We start from the raw sequence: 21,534 nt of genomic DNA, 5'->3' as shown, positions 1-21,534 counted from the left end.
AAAAGGGGGAGAATCGAAACTCCCCCATTTCCTCCGCCCTAACATAACGAAGAATTAATTTTATAAAGTAAAATACTTTAAGATAAACAAAAAAACATATAATAATATATTTCAAACTGTTGACAGACTAAAATTTTAACCATTTCGATCTAGAGCAACTAATGGAAAAATCTCATGAGATCTCTCCATGCGTTCGTTTCACTCACTTAGTCGAGATGGTGAGTAGTGTAATTTTAAATTATTTAAAAATTATAATATAAATTTTGTCTAGCTTTTAAATGTAAAAATATATTTTTCTATAAGGAGGAAATATGAAAATTGGTATTATCGGCATTGGGAATATGGGTTCTTCAATTGCCAAAGGTCTTTTGGGCAAAAATGAACTTTTTTTATCTAATAGAGGATCAAATTTAGATTTTTTTAAGGATAAGGATGTTTCTATTATGGAAAATAGGAAGATCGTTGAAAATTCTGATTATGTAATTTTGGCTGTAAAACCAAATTATTATAAAGAAGTAATTTATGAAATAAAAGATTTGTTGGAAAATAAAGTATTTATTTCAATTGCTGCAGGCTTTACTCTTGAAAAACTTGAAAATTTATTGGGATCTGACAAAAAAATTGTCATGACCATGCCAAATGCTCCTGCATCTGTAGGGGAAGGGATGTCAATTCTTTGTCCAAATTCAATTGTGAGTGATGACGAATTTTCAAATGTTTTAGAAATTTTTTCATCTTTTGGCAAGGCTATAAAAATTGACGAAAATCAATTTGATGCAGCAAGTATTGTAAATGGTTGTCTTCCTGCTTTTGTAGATTTATTTATGGAAAGCTTGTCTGATGGGGCAGTCCTTTGTGGACTTAAAAGAGATACTTCCTATAAATTAATTCTTCAAACAATAATAGGATCAGCAAAATTAATGGAAGAGTCAGGAGATCATCCGGGACTTTTAAAAGATAAGGTAACAAGCCCAAAAGGAACAACAATCGAAGGTGTCAAGGCCTTAGAAGAAAATAATTTTAGGGCAGGATTGATAAAGGCAGTGGAGGCTTCTTTTAATAAGGCTAAGAATATGTAGGTTAAATTCATGGGGGATTTTTTTAAATAAAATTTCCCATGAATTTTTTTTAATACGCAAAAATAATTAAGAGCTCTCTTTTATTTACTTAGCTTTGTATTTATTTTTTATTCTCATTTTAATAGCTATTATAAATTTAACCTAATACAATTTATCATTTTAAATCTCTCCCCGCGTGATTTGCGTGGGATATTTTTTTGGAAATTATTTTACTTCGGCGTATAATTATTACAATAATATATTAAAGTAAAGAGGTAAAAAATGAAAAAATCATTAGCTATAAAAATTTTAGAAAACCATCTTTTACAAGGTGAACTTAAAACTGGAAATGAAATTGCCATTAAAATTGACCAAACTTTAACTCAAGATTCGACTGGGACTATGGCTTATTTGCAACTTGAGGCTATGGATATTGAGGATGTAAAAACTGAAAATTCTCTTGCATACATTGATCATAATATTCTCCAACAAGGATTTGAAAATGCTGACGACCATGAATTTATAAAATCTGCTGCCAATAAATTTGGCATAACTTTTTCAAAAGCAGGTTGTGGAATTTGCCATCAAGTCCAATTGGAGCAATTTGGAAAGGTTGGAAATACTCTTTTGGGTTCTGATTCTCACACTCCAACGGGCGGTGCTTTGGCACAAATTGCAATTGGAGCAGGGGGACTTGATGTGGCTGTTGCTATGGCGAGAGGATTTTATTTTATAAAAGTGCCAAAAATTTTCAATATAAAACTCAAAAATTCTTTGAAAGATTATGTAAATGCCAAGGATTTGATTTTATATATTTTGGGAAAATTGTCTGTCAAAGGCGGAACGGGATATATAATGGAATATTCTGGAGAAGGTGTAAAATCTTTGTCAGTGACTGACAGGGCGACAATTTGTAATATGGGAGCTGAGCTTGGGGCAACGACTTCGATTTTTCCATCTGATGAAAATACTTTAAAATATTTAACAAGTCAAAATAGAAAAGAAGATTACAAAAAATTAGAGGCAGACGAAGATGCTTTTTATGATGAGTTTATGGAAATTGATTTAAGTGAAATTGAACCTGCTGTGGCAAGACCTCATTTTCCAGACCAATACCAAAAAATTTCTGAAATGGATAAAATAAAAATCGACCAAGTTGCAATCGGATCTTGTACAAATTCATCTTATATGGATATGATGAAAGTTGCATCAATCCTTGATGGGAAAAAAGTTCATCCTGATGTATCTCTTGTAATTTCTCCTGGTTCTGCCACAATTTTGCAAAAATTATCAGAAAATGGGGCTCTTGCAAAAATGATAAAGGCTGGGGCGAGGATTTTGGAATCTGGTTGTGGGCCTTGTATAGGCATGGGTCAAGCTCCAAAAGCTGGTGGAATTTCTCTAAGGTCTTTTAATAGAAATTTTAAGGGAAGATCGGGTACAATTGATGCTCAAATTTATTTGGCAAGTCCAGAAACTTGTGCGATTTCTGCTCTTAATGGATTCATATCAAATCCTAAAGATGCTGAATTTAAAAAAGATTTTGACGAAAATATTATTTTTGACCATACTGATGCTTATTTTATAAAAAGAGAAGAAGACTTATCAAAAAGAATTAAAGAAACTGTAAAGGGAAAAAATATCAAGCCATTTCCAAAGGCAAGTCCAGTTGCTGAAATAAATTCAAAAATAATTTATAAGGCGGGTGATGGAATTACGACTGATGATATTTGCCCATCAAATGCTAGACTTTTGCCATTTAGGTCAAATATAGAATATTTATCAGAATTTGCCTTTACAACAAAAATCGATGATTTCAAAAAAAGAGCAGAGGAAAATTCTGGTGGAGTTATTGTTGCGGGTGTAAATTATGGTCAAGGATCATCAAGAGAGCATGCTGCTTTAATTCCTTTGTATTTAAATGTAAAAGCGGTTATTGCCAAATCTTTTGCAAGAATTCACAGGTCAAATTTGATTAACAATGCAATTTTACCTTTAGAATTTGAAAAGAAAGAAGATTATGAAAAATTATCAGAATTTGATAATATTCAAATAAAAAATATAGAAAAGTCTTTGGAAAGTGGAGAATTTATTTTAAAAGATTTGGATAAGGATATAGAAATAAAAGTTAGGGGAGAATTTTCAAAAAGAGAAATTGAAATATTAAAAATGGGTGGCTATTTAAATTATGCCAAAAATTTAGAATTGGAGTAATTATGAAAGTAACTTTGATAAAGGGAGATGGAATCGGTCCAGAAATTTGCGATTCTATGAAAAAAGTTTTAAAGGCTTTGGGATCAAAGGTTGAATTTGAGGAAGTAAATGCTGGAGCCAGTGTTTTTGAAAAAGAAAATACCTTTATTCCAGATGAAGTTTTTAAATCAATTGAAAAAAATAAAATTGCTATTAAAGGTCCTATCACAACCCCAATTGGACATGGTTTTAGGTCAATTAATGTTGAGCTTAGAAAAAAATACGATCTTTTTGCAAATATTAGACCAATAAAATCAATCAAAAATATAAAAACAAAATATGAAAATATCGATATGGTAATTTTTAGGGAAAATACTGAAGATTTGTATATGGGACTTGAAGAAAAAATTTCTGATGATGAATTTCATTCAATAAAGGTAATCACAAGAAAAAAATCTGAAAGAATTATAAGGGCAGCCTTTGAATATGCAAAAAAATTTAATAGGAAAAAAGTTACCATAGTTACCAAGGCAAATATAATGAAATTTACTGATGGTTTGTTTTTAAATGTTGGACGTGAAATTGCAAAATCTTATCCAGACATAGAATTTGAAGAGCTTTTGGTAGATAATACTGCCATGCAAATGGTTTTAAATCCAAATAAATTTGATGTGATAGTAACTGAAAATTTGTACGGAGATATTTTGTCAGATTTGGGAGCAGGTCTTGTCGGTGGACTTGGCTTAATTCCTGGAGTAAATAAGGGAGAGGATATTTCAATTTATGAATCAGTTCATGGTTCTGCTCCTGATATTGCTGGGAAAAATCTTGCAAACCCTATTGCCATGCTTTTAACATCAGCTCTTATGCTTGATGACATTGGGGAAGGAAATTTGTCCGAAAAATTAAGAAAGTCAATTGAAAAAACAATGGAAGATAAGAAAAACCATACAAAAGATTTGGGCGGAGAGGCAAGTTTGGAAAAAATCACCCAAGAAATAATCAAAAATTTGGGAGGAGAAAATGAATAAAGATAAACTTGTAGACCTTTCAAAAAAAATAAAAATAGAAAATACAATAGATAAAAATCTCTACGATAAATTTTCCATAAAAAGAGGACTTAGAAATAAAAATGGGACTGGAGTTTTGGTTGGAGTAACAAAAGTCGGCGATGTTTGCGGTTATAAAATCGAAAATGGAGAAAAAATTCCAAGCAAAGGAGAGCTTTTTTATAGGGGTTATCCACTTACAAAAATGGTAGAAGATTTTAATAATACAAAAAGATTTGGCTTTGAAGAAATTATTTATCTTTTGCTTTTTAACAAATTAGCAAATAAAAACGACCTAGAAAGTTTCAAAAAAATTCTAGTAGAAGAAAGAAATTTGCCAAATAAATTTTTTGAAGATACAATCCTAAATCTTCCAGGCAATAATATCGTAAATATAATGATGAGGTCAGTGCTTGCCCTTTATTCTTATGACGAAATGGCTGATGACACAGATACCTTAAATGTTTTGTCCCAATCTCTGTCCTTGATTTCAAAAATGCCAATAATTGCAATTTATTCCTACCAAGTTAAAATTCACAATTTTGATGGAAAATCTTTGGTAATTCACAATCAAGATGAAAACAAATCAATTGCAGAAAATATACTTTCTATGCTTAGAATCGACCAAAAATATAAAAAAGAAGAAGCAGATATTTTGGATTTATTACTAATAATTCATGCAGAACACGGAGGAGGAAATAATTCTGCCTTTGCAACTCACGTGGTTTCATCATCAGGAACTGACACCTATTCAGCCATTGCCACAGGACTTGGTTCACTCAAAGGTCCAAGACATGGAGGAGCAAATTTAAAAGTAAGTCAAATGCTTGAAAATATTAGGGAAAATTTAAAAAATATAGAAGATGAAAGAGAAATAGAAAAATATTTGGAGAAAATTTTAAATAAAAAAGCCTTTGATAAAAAAGGTTTGATTTATGGTTTGGGCCATGCGGTCTATACAATCTCAGATCCAAGGGCAGTTTTATTAAAAGAGAAGGCAAGAGAGCTTTCAAAAATAAAAAATAGACAAAAAGATTTTGAATTTATAGAAAAAATCGAAAAAATTGGTGGAAGGCTTTTGATGGAAAAATTAAAAAAACCATATCCGATTTGTGCAAATGTAGATTTATATTCAGGATTTTGCTATGAAATGCTAGATATTCCAAAAGATTTATATATTCCAATCTTTGCCATAGCAAGAACAGTCGGATGGGCTGCTCACAGACTTGAACAAATCGAAGATTCAAAAATAATAAGACCAGCCTACAAGTCCTTAAGTCAAACAAAAAAATATTTATCAATGGATAAAAGGTGATTTGTCCCAAATCTTGAAAGATGATATTCTAAAAGGGGAGGAAAGATGAATATTTTAAAAAATTATTTTAAATTTATATTAAAACAAGATGTTGATTCTAAAAATTCTTCCAAGGCTTTTATCCTTGTTAGAATATTATCTTTTTTAATTGCAGGATTTTTTTCTTGGGGACTTTATTATTTATTAGATAGGTACAAGATTAATATTTTTGTAAAATACCTAATCTTAATTTATGCAAGTCTTGCATTTTTTACAACCCTACCTTGTAAAACTATTCAAATGAGAGAAAATGAAAATAAGCTAAGTTCATGGATTCCAAATTTTGGATTTTATAATAGTCTTGCGACTTTAATTTCGCCTATTTATTTATTCAAGTACTGTAAGGCTATTCAAAAAAATAAGGAAAGTTAAAAAATTTTGCAAATAAAATAAATTTGTCCTATAATAAAAATAGCTAGGGGTGCTTTTAGCTGAGAGATGATTTTTCATCAACCCTTTAAACTTGATTAGGTTAAAACCTGCGTAAGAAAGCGACGATTTTTTAAAAGAAGTTTAAAGACCCTAGTTAGGGTCTTTTTTTTGATCCTAATAAAAAATTAATTTATAGTAGTTAGTCAAATAATCTATGTGCAAAACACAAATGGGGCATACCACCTCGGGTATGGTTTCTATTTGTGTTCTTTTTTTTAGGAGGTGAATATGGTTTTAATAAATGGCAAGGAAGTGAAAATTGAAAATGAAATTTCTTTGTATGAATTTTTAAAAGAAAATAAATTCGATCCTCACTTTGTGGCTGTTGAAGTCAACCAAGAACTTGTAAAAAGAGAAAATTTTAAAAATTTTCTTGTAAAAGATGGCTATAAGGTGGAAGTTTTTTCCTTTGTTGGAGGGGGTTGATGGATTTAAGAGATAAAATTTTAAAAAGACAAAATAAAAATGACAATGAAATATTTGAAAAAGCAAAAGTTTCGATTTTAGGTTGTGGAGGACTTGGCTCAAATGTTGCAATGATTTTGGCAAGAGCGGGCATTGGAGAAATTTTTTTGTATGATTTTGATAAGGTTGAATATTCGAATTTAAACAGGCAAAATTATAAAATTTCTGATATTGACAAAGAAAAAGTCCTTGCAACAAAAAAAATAATCGAAGAAACTATTCCCTTTACAAAAATTCATGCAAAAAATATGTTCTTGGATGAAAAAAATATGGATGAAATTATTGAAAAAACCGATTATTTTATTGAAGCTTTTGACAAGAAAGAGTCCAAGGTTATGGTCTTTGATTATTTTTCAAAAAAAGAAAATAAATTTCTTTTTACCGCATCGGGCATGGCAGGACTTGGAGATATTTCAGATATTAAGGTAAAAAAAATAAATAACATCACTATGGTTGGTGATTTCAAATCAGACGCAAAAAAAGATGGGCTTTATCTTGCCTATGTATCAATCATGGCAAGCCTTGAGGCTCTTGAGTGTTTGAAAAAAATAAGGAAGGATTATTATGGAAGATAAATTTATACTAGGTGGCAAGGAATTTAATTCAAGATTTATTCTTGGTAGCGGGAAATATTCTGTGGAACTAATTGATGCTGCTGTAAAAAATGCAGAATGTGAAATGATTACAGTCGCTCTAAGACGTGCTAATACAAAAGATGTGGCAAATATTTTAAATTATATACCAAAACACGTTACAATTATTCCAAATACATCTGGAGCAAGAAATGCCGATGAGGCAATTAGAATTGCAAGACTTGCAAGAGAAATGGGATGTGGAAATTTTGTAAAAATTGAAATTATGAGAGATACAAAATATCTTTTGCCAGATAACGAAGAGACTTTAAAGGCTACAAAAGTTTTGGCTGATGAAGGATTTATTGTTCTACCTTATATGTATCCAGATTTAAATTATGCAAGAGATTTAAAAGATGCGGGAGCCGCTGCTATAATGCCACTTGCTGCTCCAATTGGATCTAACAAGGGCCTTGTTACAAAAGAATTTATAAAAATAATTATTGATGAGGTCGATCTTCCAGTTATAGTTGATGCAGGAATTGGCCTTCCAAGTCAAGCCGCAGAGGCAATGGAAATGGGAGCGGCTGCAATTATGGCAAATACGGGAATTGCCAGTGCATCTGATATTACAATGATGGCAAGAGCTTTTAAACTTGGAATAGAAGCAGGACGTCTTGCTTATCTTTCAAAGCCGGGTAGAGTTTTAGAATCTGGAGCTGATCCATCATCTCCACTAAGAGATTTTTTTGATTAAGATGAATATAAAAAAAGTTACAGATTATTTTCCAGAAATGGATATAATTGATTCTCATATAAAAACCGAAGTTTTAGATCATTACGAAAAAATAAAAAATAAAAATGTAAGCGATGATGATATTCTAAGAAGTTTAGAAAAAGAAAGACTTGATGAAGAAGATTTTTACAATCTTTTATCCGACAAAGCTTTAAATCATTTGGAAAAAATGGGAGAGTTTGCAAAAGATAAGAGGGTAAGATATTTTGGAAATAATGTTTGTCTTTTTTCTCCGATTTATATAGCAAATTATTGTGAAAATTCTTGTAGGTATTGTGGATTTAGGGCAAAATCTGATATAAAAAGGGCAAAATTAAATTTTGAAGAAATTGAAGAAGAAATGAAGGCCCTAGCTGAAACAGGCATAGAAGATGTTTTGATTTTAACAGGAGAAAGTCAAAAGTTTTCATCAGTTGAATATATAGCAAAAGCTTGTGAAATTGCAAAAAAATATTTCAAAACAATAGGAATTGAAGTCTATCCTGCAAATGTTTCTGATTATAAAAAATTAAAAAAGGCAGGGGCAGATTTTGTTACAGTTTTCCAAGAATCTTACAATCCAAAAACTTATGATTTTTACCATCCTTACGGTCACAAAAGATCTTGGGTTTATAGGATTGATACTCAAGAAAGAGCAATGATGGCAGGCTTTAGGGGAGTAGGTTTTGGAACGCTTTTTGGACTAAATGATCCAATAGAAGAAGCCTTTAAATTAGGTCTTCACGCTCAAAAAATTCAAAAAAAATATCCTCACGCAGAAATTGCTATTTCTCTTCCAAGAATTAGACCAACTCACGGAGCAGATGAGCTTAAATTTTTTGAAGTAAATGATAAGAAATTTTTCCAAATCATGCTTGCCCTAAGAATATTTTTGCCGTTTGCATCAATAACTCTTTCAACAAGAGAAGATCGTGATTTTAGAAATTTGGCAGTAAAATATGCAGCAACAAAAATTTCTGCATCAGTTGATACGTCAATTGGTCATAGATCAAAAAATTCTCAAGATACGGGAGATGAACAATTTGAAATTGCCGATAATAGGTCTTGTGAAGATGCAATAAAAGATTTAAAAACAATTGGCATGGCTCCAGTTTTTACTGATTATATAAATGTTTAGGAGAGATTATGAAAAAAAATAATTCTTTGCTTATTATGCTAAGTCTTTCAATGTTTGTCACTATTGGAGTTGTTATTTCTCCAATTTTAAGATTTGAAGGTTTTGCTCCAACGGCTCATTTTGTAAATATTGTTTGCTCAGTTTTTTTAGGCCCTTGGTATTCGCTTTTAAATGGATTAATAACTGCATTTTTGAGAATGAGTTTTCTAGGAATTCCTCCTCTTGCCATAACTGGACAAATTTTTGGAGCTATGCTTTCGGGAGTTTTTTATAGAAAATCGAAAGGAAATTTATTTGCAGCTGTAGTTGGAGAAATAATTGGAACAGGAATAATTGGAGCTATTGTTTCTTATCCAGTTATGAAATTATTTTATGGAACAGGCGATATAACTTGGTATTTTTACCTGCCTTCTTTTACAATTGCAACAATTATTGGAGGAAGTGTAGCTTACATTTTTTTAAAAACTTTGCAAAAATCTAAAGTTTTATATTCCATACAAAAAAAGCTTGGAGTAAATGTCTATGAAAAATCTAAAAAAAATTCTTGAAAATAGAAAACTTGTTAGGGAAAAAATTCCATTAATTCACGCAATTACAAATCCAATTGCCATAAATATGGTGGCAAATGCGATTTTATTTCAAGGAGCCAAGGCAATTTGTGCCGAATGCGAAGATGAAATGGAAGAAATTGTAAAAATTTCTGATTCGCTTTCTATTAATCTTGGAAATATTACAAATTCGAGATTAAAGGCAATGGAAATAGCGACAAAGTTTGCAAATGAGAAAAATATTCCCGTAATAATGGATGTGGTTGGAGTTGGTGCAAGTAAAATTAGACTAGATTTTGCAAAAAATTTACTAGAAAAATATAAATTTGAAGTCATTAAGGGAAATTCATCGGAAATTCTTTCTCTTTGTGGAGAAAAATCTCATGCCAAAGGAATAGATGCAGGAGATGAGGATGAGGTTTCTTGTGAAAATATAAAATATTTTACGGAAATTTCTCAAAAGCTTTCAAAAAAATACAAAACGACAGTTTTGATTACAGGAAAAACTGATATTTTATTAAAAGATGATAAGTATTTTTTGTTTGAAAATGGTTGTGAAAATCTTTCAAAAATCACAGCCACAGGTTGTATGTTGACAGGATTAATTTCTACATTTTTATCAGTTTCAAATCCAATCGATGCGTCAATTTTGGCTCTTCTTATTTTGGAAATATCTGGAGAAATTTCTGATACAAAAAAGCCCTATAGTTTTTTTGTAAATTTGATGGATAATATATCAGAAATTAGCGATGAAGAAATTATAAAAAGAGCAAAAATAAGGGAGGGAAATTTGTGAAAAAATTATATTTGGTAACAAATTCAGATAAATATAATGAAGAAGAATTTTTAGAAAGAATTGAAGATGCCGTAAAAGGCGGAGTAGATATTGTTCAATTGAGAGAAAAAGAAAAATCTGATATTGAAATTTTAAATTTAGGAAAAAAAGTAAAAAAAATTTGTGACAAATACGATATTCCTTTGCTAATTGATGATAAGGTTCATCTTGCTTGGGCTCTTGGCTGTGGCGTTCATGTTGGTAAAGATGATATGCCAATTGCACTTTGTAGAAAACTTTTGGGAGAAAAAGCAATAATAGGAGCAACTGCAAAATCAGTAGAAGCTTCCAAAAAAGCACAAAATGATGGGGCAAATTATTTGGGAGTTGGGGCAATCTTTGAAACCAAAACTCACGTAAAAACCAAAAGAACATCAATAGAAACTTTGAAAAAAATAAAAGAAGAAGTGGACATAGACATTTATGCAATCGGTGGTTTAAATATTGAAAATGTAGAAATATTAAAAAATACAAAAGTCGATGGAATTTGCGTGGTAAGAGCAATAATGGATGCAAAAGACGTCTATCAAACAAGCCTTGAATTAAAAGAAAAAATTCAAGAATTATAAAGTAAAAGTAATTTTAATTATAAAAAAATTTATAATTAAAAAATCCGTCAATGCCCATTTAACCTTGCGGAGAGATCTCAAAGAAAGAGTGAAATTTAAAAATGAGTTTAACCTAAGAGATCTCTCTATTAAATAAATATATATAAGTTTTAATTTTAACCTTGAGACTTTTAAAATATAAAATCTTATTTTTTATTTACAAAATCAAGCAAAATATTATCTATAGATTCTATTTCTATATATTTAATTTCTCTAATGTCAATTTCAAATTCATCGTAAATTTGTCCGGAATTTATATCTACTGCGTCAATTATTGCAAAATCATCTTCTATATTTTTTACATAACCACAAATTTGGTCGAAATAATCTAAGGATTTTCCTAAATTTATTATTTTTTTATTTTCTTTGGCGTATTTTACTATATCAAAAAAATCTGTCATATTTTTAAATATTTCACCTATATTTTCGCCTGTCTTTTCTTCTTTAGTTGACTTCCAATATTCATTATAAATTTTTAATTTTTTCAAAAAATCAGAATTTTCATTTATTTTTACCAAGTTTTTTGAAATCAAAATGTAGCCGTCAAATCTTCCTTGATCGTCTAGGTTTTTTATCAAATAATTTTTTTCATTTTCATCTAGCAAAAATCCGTATGCAAATGATGAGCCATTATTTAAAATTTCTATTAATTTATTTTCCATAATTACCTCTTTTCATTTCCATTATACTAAAAATACGCAAAATAAAAAGCAGGAAAAATCCTGCTTTTATCCCATATATCTTTTTAAGAAATCTTTTGTTCTTTGATTTTTTGGATTTGTGAAAATTTCTTCTGGAGATCCTTCTTCTAAAATTATTCCTTCATTCATAAACAAAACTCTTGTTGAAACTTCTCTTGCAAAATCCATTTCGTGGGTTACTACTATCATTGTGATTCCTTTTTTGGCAAGTTTTGTCATAACTTCCAAAACTTCTCCAACCATTTCTGGATCAAGGGCGCTTGTTGGTTCATCGAAAAGTAAAACTTCTGGATCCATGCAAAGGGCTCTTGCTATGGCAACTCTTTGTTTTTGTCCACCAGAAATTTGTGATGGCTTTGCGTTTATATATTGGTCCATGCCTACTAATTGTAGGAATTTTTTTGCTTTTTCTTCTGCATCCTTTTTTGAAATTTTTAAAACTTTTTCTTGGCTTAGGGTGCAGTTTTGTAGGACAGTTTTATTTTCAAACAAATTAAAATTTTGAAAAACCATGCCGACTTTTGTTCTGTAGGCTCTTAGGTCAAATTTTTTGTCTAAAATATTTTCACTTTTGTACAAAATTTCTCCGCTTGTTGGTTCTTCTAATAGATTTAAACATCTTAAAAGGGTAGATTTTCCTGAGCCTGATGAGCCTATTATTGTAACTACTTCTCCTTTTTGAACCTCCATATTTATATCTTTTAAAACTAAATTTTGTCCGAATTTTTTTTCTAGATTATTTACTTTTATTATATTAGGCATGAATTCCTCCTGTTACAGATCCAAGTACAAATTCTTTGTTGGTAAATTTCTTTTCAATTAACAAGATAATTCTTGTTGTTATGAAAGTCAAAATGAAATATATTATTGCAGTTATCAAATATGTTTGGAATATTTGGTAGGTTGAACCTGCTATTGATTTTGATACAAAGAATAATTCTGTTACGCTTATTACGTTTAGTACTGACGTATCTTTTATATTTACGACAAATTCGTTTGCAATTGCTGGCAAAATTGATTTTATTGTTTGTGGAATTACAACATTAAACATTGTTTGTGAATGTGTCATTCCAAGTGCCTTACAAGCTTCGAATTGTCCTTCATCAACTGAATTTATTCCGCCTCTTACAACTTCTGCTAAGTAAGCTCCAGTATTAATTGAAACTATTATAAAGGCTGCAAGCATGGTTGACATATCGATTGATAAAAATTGTTTTGCACCATAAAATATTAGGATTGCTTGAACCATCATTGGAGTCCCCCTAAATATTTCTATGTAGCAAACCAAGATAAAGTTTACAATTTTTTGTAAAATATAGGCTAAAATATTTTTATTTTTATCTACTTTTATTTTTCTAATAACTGCAACTATAAGTCCAATTACAAATCCTATCAAGGTTGAAATAATTGAAATGAAAAGTGTTGAGAAAATTCCGTTTATAAATAGGGAAGAATATTCGCTCCAAATAGCTTTCATTTGTCCAAAAAATGAAAGTTGTTCGCCATCATCTTCTGATAATTTTACCATTTCATTCATTATTTTATCTTGATCTTTGACATTCATTTGAGATAAAATGTCATTTATTTGATCTTTCATTGGGGAATTTTTTCTAAGACCTACGGCAATTGATGTATCGTCTGTTTCAGTTTTAAATCCTTTGCCTTTTTCAAATTCTACATAAGTTAAATCTTCATTTGCAGAAACGGCTGACATTGCTCCAGGTTTTTCTGAAACATATCCATCAATATTTCCGGCTTTTGTTGCAGAAATCATTGAAGGGAAAGATTCCATTGCAGCTTGCTTATTAACTCCATCAATTTGATCAAGTACTGTGTAATGGAAAGTATTTAATTGTCCAGTAATTTTTGCATCTTTAAAATCAGCTATAGATTTTGCCTTTGCAAAAGAAGAATCTTTTTTCAAAACTATAACCAAATCAGAAATATAATATGAATTTGTAAAGTCGATTTCTTTTCTTCTTTCAGCAGTAGGGCTCATACCAGCAATAATTGCATCAATTTTTCCACTTGTAAGAGCAGGTGGAAGACCATCCCATTCGATTTTGTAAATTTCTAATTTTTTTCCAAGTTCATCAGCAATTTTTTTTGCGATTTGAACGTCATATCCATTTGCAAATTCTCCCTTAGAATTTTTAATTTCAACAGCTCCATTAGCATCATTAACTTGTGAGAAGTTAAAAGGAGCATAATTAACTTCCATTCCAACCTTAAATGTGTCCTCATCGGCGTGTGAAATTCCCATTGTAAAAACAAAAGTCAAAACAAAAGCCATAAGAAACTTTAATACCTTTTTCATTATTTCCTCCAAATTTTTTTCTAGTTTTTTAGTCGTAACTTTCTTATGGATTAAATATAAAAAAAACGATCCGCATCCCAAGGGACGAAGACCGTGTTACCACCCAAATTTAATATTTTTTCACAAAAATATCCTTATAAAGTACAAAATATACTTTCAAAGGATCCAATAAGAAAGTACAAAATTATACCCCTTTGCTATAACGTGCAAAATACGATACCGAATCAAAATATCCTCGGTACAACTCTAAGTCTTTATTCACTAAGATTATAAGATCTTTTTTCAGCCTACAAAGATTCTCTGTGCATATAATTTATTAGCTACTCTTCTTTTCAAAGTTTTTATATTTAATCTTAGACTAATGATACATCCTCAAATTACATTTGTCAAATAAATATTTATATTTTTATTTGAAAATTTATAATTTTTTTGATTTTTGCTTTAAAAACTTTTTTATTACAAAATTATAAGATATTATTAGCTTGAAAAAATTGGGATAAATTATAAATAGAAAAATATAAAAAATACCATATAATATATTTGAAAAAATCTTAAAGGAGATAGAAATGACACAAAAGAAAATGAATTTCGATAAATTTATAATAAAACCCAAAGAAGGATCAAATATAAAAAAAACAATTGCTATAATGTCAGGCAAGGGAGGGGTTGGCAAATCTTCTGTAACAAGTATGCTTGCAGCAAAACTTTCTAAAAATGGAAATAAAGTTGCGATTTTGGATGCAGACATAACAGGCCCATCAATCCCACAAGCTTTTGGCATAAAAGAAAGTGTAAGAAGTCTTGAAGATGGAACTTTAATTGCACCAGAAAGCAAGAGCGGAATAAAAATTATGTCAATAAATTTAGTTTTACAAGACAAATCCGCTCCAGTTGTTTGGAGATCATCAATTGTAAATAATGTTTTAAAACAATTTTACACAGACGTTGATTGGGGAGAAATTGATTACCTATTAATTGATATGCCACCAGGAACAAGTGATATTCCACTTACAGTTTTCCAATCCCTAAATATTGATGGGGCTATTGCAGTTACAACTCCTCAAGATTTGGTAGGAATGGTTGTAGAAAAATCATTAAATATGGCAAAAATGATGGGCAAAGAAATTCTTGGAATAGTTGAAAATATGTCTTATTTTAAGGCAAAAGACACTGGAAATATTTACAAAATATTTGGAGAAGGAAAAACAGACGAAATTGCTGAAAAATTTAAAATTGATACAGTAGCAAAACTTGCAATAAATCCAGAAATTACAAGTTTGATTGACCAAGGAAAAATTGAAGAAGTTGAAGAAAGTGACCTTGATAAATTAGTAGAAAAAATCGAAAAATTATAAGGAGATATTATGAAAAAAATATTTAAAAACAAAATGTTAAAGGCATTTGCCTTGGGATTAATTTTAATTATCCCACAAGTTGCAAAAGCAAGTGGAGAATTCGATTCACAAAAAGAAGCTTATATGTATGGAGCTGGCTTAAATCAAAATCAAATTCAAGAAGTAAAAAATAAATTGGGACTATCTGATGATATAAATAAATCAAGTGTAAATGGCGACGATTGCCAAAAATATTTAGGCTACAAAGCAGAAGATTATAATATGATTTCATCAGTTTCAGTAAAAAAACTTCCAAAGGGAAGCGGAATCAAGGTAGAAATTTTAACACCAGAAAATATTACATCAATTACTCAAAGCCAATACACAAACGCTGCAATCACATCAGGAATTACTGATGCAGAAATTAAAGTTGCAAGTCCAACAAAAGTTACAGGAGAATCTGCCCTTGTTGGAGTGTATAAGGCAATAGAGATGTATGGAGAAAAAGTTAATACACAAAGCACTCAAACTGCCCAAGAAGAGCTTGGAACATTAAAGAAAATAAGCGAAGAAAATGAAAATAAGGAATCTTTTGACAAAGACAAATTGGACCAAGCAGTTGCAGAAGTAAAACAAAATTTAAAAGATTACAAAGATAAAAATGGACAAACCGCCGATAGCGAGCAAATTCAAATTTTTATAAAAGATGCTTTGAACAATGTAAATATGGGAGATATTTTATCAAATAATAATATCCAAATTTTAGTAAATTATTTTGAAAAATACCAAGAAAGCCCAGCAATTGATAGCAAGGCAGTAGAAGAAAATCTTAAAAAATTTGCAGGAACTTTGACAGAAAAAGGAAAAAAATTCTACGAAGACAACAAAGAAGATATTGATAAAGTAGGAAATGATATAAAAGAATCAGGACTTTGGGATAAAATAGTACAATTTTTCAAAGACTTATTTGCATCTTTTACAAATTCAAATGACGATAGTTCAAATAATTAAAAATTAAAAAAAATATTTTAAAATTAAAAGGAGGAGAAATCTATTACGATTTCTCCTCCATTTTTGTGCAAAAAATTGTAATTTACAAACTAAGCATTTGCATACAATTTTATTTTTATTTTTTCAAATTATTGGCTAATAAATGTAGATTTTTTAATACCAACCACGAAGCTCCATTGCTTCTGCAATTCTTTTGATTGCAAACATATAAGATGCTTCTCTTATATTTGTATCAAATTCTTCTTTAATTTCAAAAATTCCTTCAAGAGCTTTTAGCATATCTTTTTCTTGTTTTTCTTGAACTTCTTCTTTTGACCAATAATTTCCATATTGATTTTGAATCCATTCATAATATGAAACCAATACTCCACCAGAATTTGCTAGGACATCTGGAATTACTTCTACATTTTTTTCTTTTAAAATAATATCAGCTTCTGGAGTTGTTGGGCCATTTGCACCTTCTGCAATTAATTTTACATCTAAATTTTTGGCGATTTTTTCAGTAATTATATTTTCTAAAGCTGCAGGAATTAAAATATCAAATTTTGTTTGCCAGAATTCTTCATCAGATATTTTTTTTGCCTTAGGATAGCCTACAAGAGTTTTATTTTCATCTCTATATTTTTGTAAAGATTCATAATCAAATCCATCTTCAGAATATAGGGCTGATCTTCCGGACTCTTCATTTTCATCTCTTATAGAAAGATATTTAACTTTAGCACCTTCTTCTACTAAATATTTTAAAGTAAAACTTCCAACATTTCCAAAACCTTGAAGACCAATTTCTGCATTTTTCAAATCAAGTCCAATTTTTTTGGCTGCATATTTTGTTGTAATAACAACTCCATATCCTGTAGCTTCACTTCTACCCAAACTTCCACCAAGGATTAAAGGCTTGCCTGTAAAAGTTCCGAAATCTTCTTTGTCGCCATTTAATTTTGTATATTCGTCAATAAAATATGACATAATTTTTCCATTTGTATTTACATCAGGAGCTGGTATGTCTATTCTTTCTCCCAAATATTTGTACAAGCCTCTAACATATCCACGAGAAAGACTTTCAAGTTCTCTATCAGATAATTTTTTTGGGTCAACACATATTCCGCCCTTACCACCGCCGTAAGGAATTGCCAAAAGTCCTGCCTTTAAAGTCATCCAAGTTGAAAGAGCTTTTACTTCCTCTACATTTACACTTTGATGAAACCTTACTCCACCTTTTGAAGGACCTAGGGCATGGTTGTGAGCTGATCTATATCCTTTAAAAACTTTTAGAGAACCATCATCCATTTTTACTGGAATAGAAATTTCTATAAATCTTTGAGGCTGTTTTAAAATTTCATAAACTGCTGGATTTAAATTTAATTTTTCACACGCTTTTTTTATTTGTAATTGCGCAGATTCTAAGGGATTTAATGTATCTGTCATTTTTGACTCCTTTATATTTACTAATTAATTTCTATAAAATTTAATCTTTTAAATAATTATAACATTATTTTTTTTCGCTTACAATAAAAAAATACGCCGCAAAGGGCGTATTTTAATCTTCAATTAATCTTTTTATAATTGTTGGATTTCCAATTCCTGAAGTTATAATTCCACTTCTAGGATTTGCTGCATGAACAATTCCTCCTTGGCCATCGGCAATTGCAACGTGGGTAATATTTGAAAGGCTTGTTCCATAAAATACCAAATCTCCTGCTTTTTCTTCTCCAAGTTTTATAGTTTTTCCATAATCAGCTTGGCTTTGAGCAAAATGAGGAAGACTAATTCCAAATTCTTTATAAACTTGTTGGGTAAATCCAGAACAATCAACTCCATTTGTAAGACTTGTGCCAGCCCAAACGTAAGGATTTCCAATAAATTTTGTTGCAAAATTATAGGCTTGTGATCCAATATCATCTCCCGAAACTGTGTAATAAATATATTCAACTTCTTCAGTTTTTTCTTCTGGCTCATCTACCACATAATTTCTAACAATTTCATTTTCTTTTGCCTTATCTTTTTGATCGATTGGATACAAACTCAAATTATTCCTATCAAGATAATCCATATATCTTTTTACAGAATCATATATTTTTTTGTATTTATCTTTTATTTTATTTAAATCTTTTTCATCTTTTTTTGATAAATCAAAATTATCAATTTTTGCAAAACCAATTTTGTCGCCTTTTTTGACCTTTACAAAATTTTTGTTAGAATCAAAATCTATTAAATCAATTTTTTCTTTCTTTTTAAAATTTGAAATTTCTTTTGATTTTTCGTCAGCTTTTTCATAAATTTTACCATTTTTAATTGCTTTCATATCATCTAAAATATGAAACCAACTTTTTACTACATATCCATCTTTTCCTTCAAAATTAATTTTTAACCAATTACCATTTTCTTCTTTTATTTCATAAAAATCAGGATAATCTATTCCTCCTAATATTTTTGAATCGCTAGCATCTGATTGTTTTTCTCTAACATTTACACCTTCTGCAAGATCATAATTTATTAAAATAGATTTCGCCTTAGAAGTATTTGTTGGTGCAAATAATTGAAAAGAAATAAGAGTGGATAATAATAAAATTATTTTTTTGTTTTTTCTCATTTTCCTATCCTCGAATTATTTTAATTTCAACTACTATTAATTTATCATTATATTGATATAGTGTCAATTAATTAAATTTAATTTGCAAAATATTTATAAAGCAAAAAAATATTTTTTGCCAAAAATTATTCATTAAAAATTTAATATGTATTTTTTTATGATATAATTATTTAAACAAATTTTAAAATATCAAGAAAGGTAAAAATATGGATTTAAAAGAATTTGGAAATTTGGCTTTTGATAAAAAAACTATGAAAGAAAATGTCCCTTATCCTGTTTATTTAAAATGGAAAGAAGCTGCAAGAAATAATACAACTCTTGATAAAGAAACTGCAGATTCTATTGCTCATGCTATGAAAATTTGGGCGATTTCAAAAGGGGCAACTTCATATACTCATTGGTTTCAACCTTTAAATGGAAAAACTGCAAATAAAAAAACGGCGTTTTTAAATAGAGATGATAAACACAATCCAATCAATAGATTTTCTGGAAATGAATTAATAAAAGGAGAGCCAGACGCATCATCATTTCCATCAGGTGGAATGAGATCGACTTTTGAGGCTCGTGGTTATACATATTGGGATTTGACAGCAAATTCTTTTATTGAAGATAAAGTTTTATATATTCCATCAGTTTTTGTTTCCTTTTATGGAGAAAAACTTGATAAAAAATTGCCTTTAATTGAATCAATGAATATCTTGAGTAAGTACGCAAGTCCAATTTGTAATATGTTTTTGAAAGATGAAAAAACTTATAGGGTAAAGGCGAAAGTTGGACTTGAACAAGAATTTTATTTAATTGATAAAGAATTTTATGATAAAAGAATAGATTTAGAATATTGCGGAATGAGTCTTGTTGGACGTGATTCTATGGTTGAAAAGGAAATAATTTCCCATTATCTTGGTGCAATTCCTCAAAGAGTAAATGATTTTTTTGAAGATGTGAACGAACAGTTATATAATTTGGGAATTTATATGGAGGCTGAGCATAATGAAGTTGGGCCAAACCAATTTGAAATTGCAATAATGTTTGAAAATTGTAATATTTCCGTAGACAACAACCAATTACTCATGCATATTTTAGAAAAAACTGCCATCAAACACAATCTTTATTGCCTATTAAAAGAAAAACCTTTCAAAAATATGGCTGGAAGTGGAAAACACAATAATTATTCCCTTACAACAAATTACGGAAAAAATTGTTTTTCTCCAGGAGATGACCCAAAAAATAATTATTTATTTTTATTATTTTTATCAGCAATGATTAAAGTTTGTAATAAATACCAAAATTTAATAAGACTTTCTTCATCATCAGTTTCAAATGATTATAGACTTGGTGGAAACGAAGCACCACCTTCAATTATTTCTGTTTTTATTGGCGAAGATTTAGAAAATATTTTAAAATCAATAGCAAAAGACCAAGAGATAAAAGGAATAAATAATAAAGTTAAAATTCCACATCTTGGAGAAATCCAAACAGATTCATCAGACAGAAATAGAACATCTCCAGTTGCCTTTACAGGAAATAAATTTGAATTTAGGATGTTAGGCTCTTCAAAATCAGCCGCAGATTTAAATACAGTAATTAATCTTGCTATGGCAGAAGTTTTAAAAGATATAGGCAAAAGACTTGAAGGAAAAAATGAAAAAGATTTAAAAGAAGAAGTCTATGAAGTAGTCAAAGAAATCTATAAGGAAAATTCAAAAATTTTATTCCAAGGCGACGGATACTCAAAAGAATGGATAAAAGAAGCAGAAAAAAGAGGACTTATTAACCATAAAAGCTTCTTAGACGCCTTAGTCTATGCAAAGAAAAATTCATCATACGAAATATTTAAAGAAGAAAAAATATTTAGCCAAAAAGAAATAGATTCAATAATAAACGTAGAATTTGAAGAAATAATAAAATTTTGCCAACAAGAGCTTGAAATTTTATCAAATTTAATCTATCAAGAAATCCTTCCTTCAGCAATGAAAGAAATAAAGGAAATAAAATCCTATCTTGCCTTTTTAGAAAATGAAAAATTAGAAGAAAAGGCAAAAAGAATAAATGAAAATGTAAAAATTTTATTAGAATTTGGAGAAGAAATAAAAGAAATTCTAAAAGATTTTGAAAAAATAAAAGAAATAGAAGAAAAAGCAATCTACATTCAAGAAAAAACCAGAAAAATCACAGAAGAAATAAGAGAAGTAGCAGATAATTTAGAAAAAGAAATTTCCAGAGAAAATTATTCAATGCCTAGATATGTGGATATGTTGAAATCTTTATAGATTTTAAAAAAAATTTAGAAGCTTGAAAAAGCTTCTTTTTTATCTATATATTTGTATATTTCATTTGTAAAATAATTATTTAATTTATTTCTTCGTTAATAAGGGGACAAATTAGGGGACTTTCGATTGTCCCCGCAATTTTTCCCCTTAAACCCCTTTCAACGAACCCCCTTAACCGACCCTTGCAGGGAGCAAAATCAGAAAGAAACTAAAGTTTCTTTCGTTTTTTGATCGATTATCCAAATTTAATAAATATATAAGCCCAAAATAAATAAATTCTAAGT

Annotated in this window: 20 protein-coding genes, 1 riboswitch and 1 other annotated feature; of the genes, 15 read left to right on the top strand and 5 right to left on the bottom strand. The window is 29.5% G+C overall.

Going from position 1 to position 21,534, the window contains the following annotated elements:
- Window positions 1-311 precede the first annotated feature (311 nt).
- The 12 genes from proC (at window position 312) to thiE (ending at window position 10,988) form a co-directional block, all read left to right on the top strand.
- Window positions 312-1,079, top strand: coding sequence for a pyrroline-5-carboxylate reductase (gene proC, locus HMPREF3045_RS08300; RefSeq protein WP_070738575.1), 768 nt, complete (start codon window positions 312-314; stop codon window positions 1,077-1,079).
- Window positions 1,080-1,340: 261 nt separating this feature from the next.
- Entirely contained in the window at window positions 1,341-3,272 is a 1,932-nt protein-coding gene (locus HMPREF3045_RS08295) for an aconitate hydratase (protein WP_070738573.1), read from the top strand.
- 2 nt (window positions 3,273-3,274) lie between these two features.
- Window positions 3,275-4,282: an isocitrate/isopropylmalate dehydrogenase family protein gene (locus HMPREF3045_RS08290; RefSeq protein ID WP_070738571.1), complete on the top strand. Its 1,008-nt coding sequence runs from the start codon at window positions 3,275-3,277 to the stop codon at window positions 4,280-4,282.
- On the top strand, window positions 4,275-5,615 hold the full coding sequence (locus HMPREF3045_RS08285) for a citrate synthase (protein ID WP_070738569.1): 1,341 nt from the start codon (window positions 4,275-4,277) through the stop codon (window positions 5,613-5,615). Before HMPREF3045_RS08290 ends, HMPREF3045_RS08285 begins: the two co-directional genes overlap by 8 nt.
- A gap of 45 nt (window positions 5,616-5,660) precedes the next feature.
- Entirely contained in the window at window positions 5,661-6,026 is a 366-nt protein-coding gene (locus tag HMPREF3045_RS08280; RefSeq protein WP_070738567.1) for a hypothetical protein, read from the top strand.
- A 35-nt stretch (window positions 6,027-6,061) separates the two neighbouring features.
- Window positions 6,062-6,161, top strand: a riboswitch (TPP riboswitch).
- A gap of 153 nt (window positions 6,162-6,314) precedes the next feature.
- Window positions 6,315-6,512, top strand: coding sequence for a sulfur carrier protein ThiS (gene thiS, locus HMPREF3045_RS08275; RefSeq protein ID WP_070738565.1), 198 nt, complete (start codon window positions 6,315-6,317; stop codon window positions 6,510-6,512).
- On the top strand, window positions 6,512-7,126 hold the full coding sequence (thiF, locus tag HMPREF3045_RS08270; protein WP_019118585.1) for a sulfur carrier protein ThiS adenylyltransferase ThiF: 615 nt from the start codon (window positions 6,512-6,514) through the stop codon (window positions 7,124-7,126). Before thiS ends, thiF begins: the two co-directional genes overlap by 1 nt.
- Window positions 7,116-7,880, top strand: a complete 765-nt coding sequence (locus tag HMPREF3045_RS08265) for a thiazole synthase (protein WP_070738563.1) — start codon at window positions 7,116-7,118, stop codon at window positions 7,878-7,880. Before thiF ends, HMPREF3045_RS08265 begins: the two co-directional genes overlap by 11 nt.
- A gap of 1 nt (window position 7,881) precedes the next feature.
- Window positions 7,882-9,036 carry a 2-iminoacetate synthase ThiH gene (gene thiH, locus HMPREF3045_RS08260; protein WP_180363021.1) on the top strand — a complete coding sequence of 385 codons (1,155 nt, stop codon included), beginning with the start codon at window positions 7,882-7,884 and terminating at the stop codon, window positions 9,034-9,036.
- Window positions 9,037-9,044: 8 nt separating this feature from the next.
- Window positions 9,045-9,584: an energy coupling factor transporter S component ThiW gene (gene thiW / locus HMPREF3045_RS08255; protein WP_070738559.1), complete on the top strand. Its 540-nt coding sequence runs from the start codon at window positions 9,045-9,047 to the stop codon at window positions 9,582-9,584.
- Complete coding sequence (gene thiM, locus HMPREF3045_RS08250) at window positions 9,559-10,380, top strand: hydroxyethylthiazole kinase (RefSeq protein WP_070738557.1); 822 nt, start codon at window positions 9,559-9,561, stop codon at window positions 10,378-10,380. The genes thiW and thiM overlap by 26 nt, the downstream gene beginning before the upstream one ends.
- Window positions 10,377-10,988 carry a thiamine phosphate synthase gene (thiE, locus tag HMPREF3045_RS08245; RefSeq protein ID WP_070738555.1) on the top strand — a complete coding sequence of 204 codons (612 nt, stop codon included), beginning with the start codon at window positions 10,377-10,379 and terminating at the stop codon, window positions 10,986-10,988. Before thiM ends, thiE begins: the two co-directional genes overlap by 4 nt.
- Before the next feature lie 185 nt (window positions 10,989-11,173).
- Here thiE and HMPREF3045_RS08240 read toward each other — a convergent pair whose 3' ends face one another.
- The 3 genes from HMPREF3045_RS08240 to HMPREF3045_RS08230 form a co-directional block, all read right to left on the bottom strand.
- Window positions 11,174-11,689, bottom strand: a complete 516-nt coding sequence (locus tag HMPREF3045_RS08240; protein ID WP_070738554.1) for a hypothetical protein — start codon at window positions 11,687-11,689, stop codon at window positions 11,174-11,176.
- 66 nt (window positions 11,690-11,755) lie between these two features.
- Entirely contained in the window at window positions 11,756-12,490 is a 735-nt protein-coding gene (locus HMPREF3045_RS08235; protein ID WP_070738552.1) for an amino acid ABC transporter ATP-binding protein, read from the bottom strand.
- The gene (locus tag HMPREF3045_RS08230) at window positions 12,483-14,045 is read right to left on the bottom strand and encodes an ABC transporter substrate-binding protein/permease (RefSeq protein WP_070738550.1); all 1,563 of its coding nucleotides are present in this window, start codon (window positions 14,043-14,045) and stop codon (window positions 12,483-12,485) included. The genes HMPREF3045_RS08235 and HMPREF3045_RS08230 overlap by 8 nt, the downstream gene beginning before the upstream one ends.
- Before the next feature lie 77 nt (window positions 14,046-14,122).
- Window positions 14,123-14,390, bottom strand: a binding site (T-box leader).
- 221 nt (window positions 14,391-14,611) lie between these two features.
- Here HMPREF3045_RS08230 and HMPREF3045_RS08225 point away from each other — a divergent pair.
- Both HMPREF3045_RS08225 and HMPREF3045_RS08220 read left to right on the top strand, forming a co-directional pair.
- Window positions 14,612-15,400 (top strand): Mrp/NBP35 family ATP-binding protein, encoded by a 789-nt coding sequence (locus tag HMPREF3045_RS08225; RefSeq protein ID WP_070738548.1) that lies wholly within the window; start codon window positions 14,612-14,614, stop codon window positions 15,398-15,400.
- A gap of 9 nt (window positions 15,401-15,409) precedes the next feature.
- Window positions 15,410-16,390, top strand: a complete 981-nt coding sequence (locus tag HMPREF3045_RS08220; RefSeq protein WP_070642284.1) for a DUF1002 domain-containing protein — start codon at window positions 15,410-15,412, stop codon at window positions 16,388-16,390.
- Window positions 16,391-16,543: 153 nt separating this feature from the next.
- On the opposite strand, the gene HMPREF3045_RS08215 is transcribed toward HMPREF3045_RS08220, so the two are convergent.
- Together HMPREF3045_RS08215 and HMPREF3045_RS08210 are read right to left on the bottom strand one after the other, a co-directional pair.
- Entirely contained in the window at window positions 16,544-17,815 is a 1,272-nt protein-coding gene (locus tag HMPREF3045_RS08215) for a Glu/Leu/Phe/Val family dehydrogenase (RefSeq protein WP_070738547.1), read from the bottom strand.
- A gap of 112 nt (window positions 17,816-17,927) precedes the next feature.
- On the bottom strand, window positions 17,928-18,980 hold the full coding sequence (locus HMPREF3045_RS08210) for a C40 family peptidase (protein ID WP_070738545.1): 1,053 nt from the start codon (window positions 18,978-18,980) through the stop codon (window positions 17,928-17,930).
- Between the two features lie 206 nt (window positions 18,981-19,186).
- Here HMPREF3045_RS08210 and HMPREF3045_RS08205 point away from each other — a divergent pair, with 206 nt between their 5' ends.
- A complete protein-coding gene (locus HMPREF3045_RS08205; protein ID WP_070738544.1) occupies window positions 19,187-21,250 on the top strand; it encodes a glutamine synthetase III domain-containing protein in 2,064 nt (687 codons plus the stop codon).
- Window positions 21,251-21,534 lie beyond the last annotated feature (284 nt).

The organism is Anaerococcus sp. HMSC075B03 (assembly GCF_001815585.1).
Taxonomy (GTDB): Bacteria; Bacillota; Clostridia; order Tissierellales; family Peptoniphilaceae; genus Anaerococcus; species Anaerococcus vaginalis.
Note: the sequence above shows the minus strand (reverse complement) of the source record. Positions and strands in the feature narration are given on the sequence as shown.

Excerpts from the sequence above, each read along its gene's own strand:
- proC (WP_070738575.1), top strand. The coding sequence starts at position 312 with ATGAAAATTGGTATTATCGGCATTGGGAATATGGGTTCTTCAATTGCC.
- HMPREF3045_RS08295 (WP_070738573.1), top strand. The coding sequence starts at position 1,341 with ATGAAAAAATCATTAGCTATAAAAATTTTAGAAAACCATCTTTTACAA.
- HMPREF3045_RS08290 (WP_070738571.1), top strand. The coding sequence starts at position 3,275 with ATGAAAGTAACTTTGATAAAGGGAGATGGAATCGGTCCAGAAATTTGC.
- HMPREF3045_RS08285 (WP_070738569.1), top strand. The coding sequence starts at position 4,275 with ATGAATAAAGATAAACTTGTAGACCTTTCAAAAAAAATAAAAATAGAA.
- HMPREF3045_RS08280 (WP_070738567.1), top strand. The coding sequence starts at position 5,661 with ATGAATATTTTAAAAAATTATTTTAAATTTATATTAAAACAAGATGTT.
- thiS (WP_070738565.1), top strand. The coding sequence starts at position 6,315 with ATGGTTTTAATAAATGGCAAGGAAGTGAAAATTGAAAATGAAATTTCT.
- thiF (WP_019118585.1), top strand. The coding sequence starts at position 6,512 with ATGGATTTAAGAGATAAAATTTTAAAAAGACAAAATAAAAATGACAAT.
- HMPREF3045_RS08265 (WP_070738563.1), top strand. The coding sequence starts at position 7,116 with ATGGAAGATAAATTTATACTAGGTGGCAAGGAATTTAATTCAAGATTT.
- thiH (WP_180363021.1), top strand. The coding sequence starts at position 7,882 with ATGAATATAAAAAAAGTTACAGATTATTTTCCAGAAATGGATATAATT.
- thiW (WP_070738559.1), top strand. The coding sequence starts at position 9,045 with ATGAAAAAAAATAATTCTTTGCTTATTATGCTAAGTCTTTCAATGTTT.
- thiM (WP_070738557.1), top strand. The coding sequence starts at position 9,559 with ATGAAAAATCTAAAAAAAATTCTTGAAAATAGAAAACTTGTTAGGGAA.
- HMPREF3045_RS08240 (WP_070738554.1), bottom strand. The coding sequence starts at position 11,689 with ATGGAAAATAAATTAATAGAAATTTTAAATAATGGCTCATCATTTGCA.
- HMPREF3045_RS08235 (WP_070738552.1), bottom strand. The coding sequence starts at position 12,490 with ATGCCTAATATAATAAAAGTAAATAATCTAGAAAAAAAATTCGGACAA.
- HMPREF3045_RS08230 (WP_070738550.1), bottom strand. The coding sequence starts at position 14,045 with ATGAAAAAGGTATTAAAGTTTCTTATGGCTTTTGTTTTGACTTTTGTT.
- HMPREF3045_RS08225 (WP_070738548.1), top strand. The coding sequence starts at position 14,612 with ATGACACAAAAGAAAATGAATTTCGATAAATTTATAATAAAACCCAAA.
- HMPREF3045_RS08220 (WP_070642284.1), top strand. The coding sequence starts at position 15,410 with ATGAAAAAAATATTTAAAAACAAAATGTTAAAGGCATTTGCCTTGGGA.
- HMPREF3045_RS08215 (WP_070738547.1), bottom strand. The coding sequence starts at position 17,815 with ATGACAGATACATTAAATCCCTTAGAATCTGCGCAATTACAAATAAAA.
- HMPREF3045_RS08210 (WP_070738545.1), bottom strand. The coding sequence starts at position 18,980 with ATGAGAAAAAACAAAAAAATAATTTTATTATTATCCACTCTTATTTCT.
- HMPREF3045_RS08205 (WP_070738544.1), top strand. The coding sequence starts at position 19,187 with ATGGATTTAAAAGAATTTGGAAATTTGGCTTTTGATAAAAAAACTATG.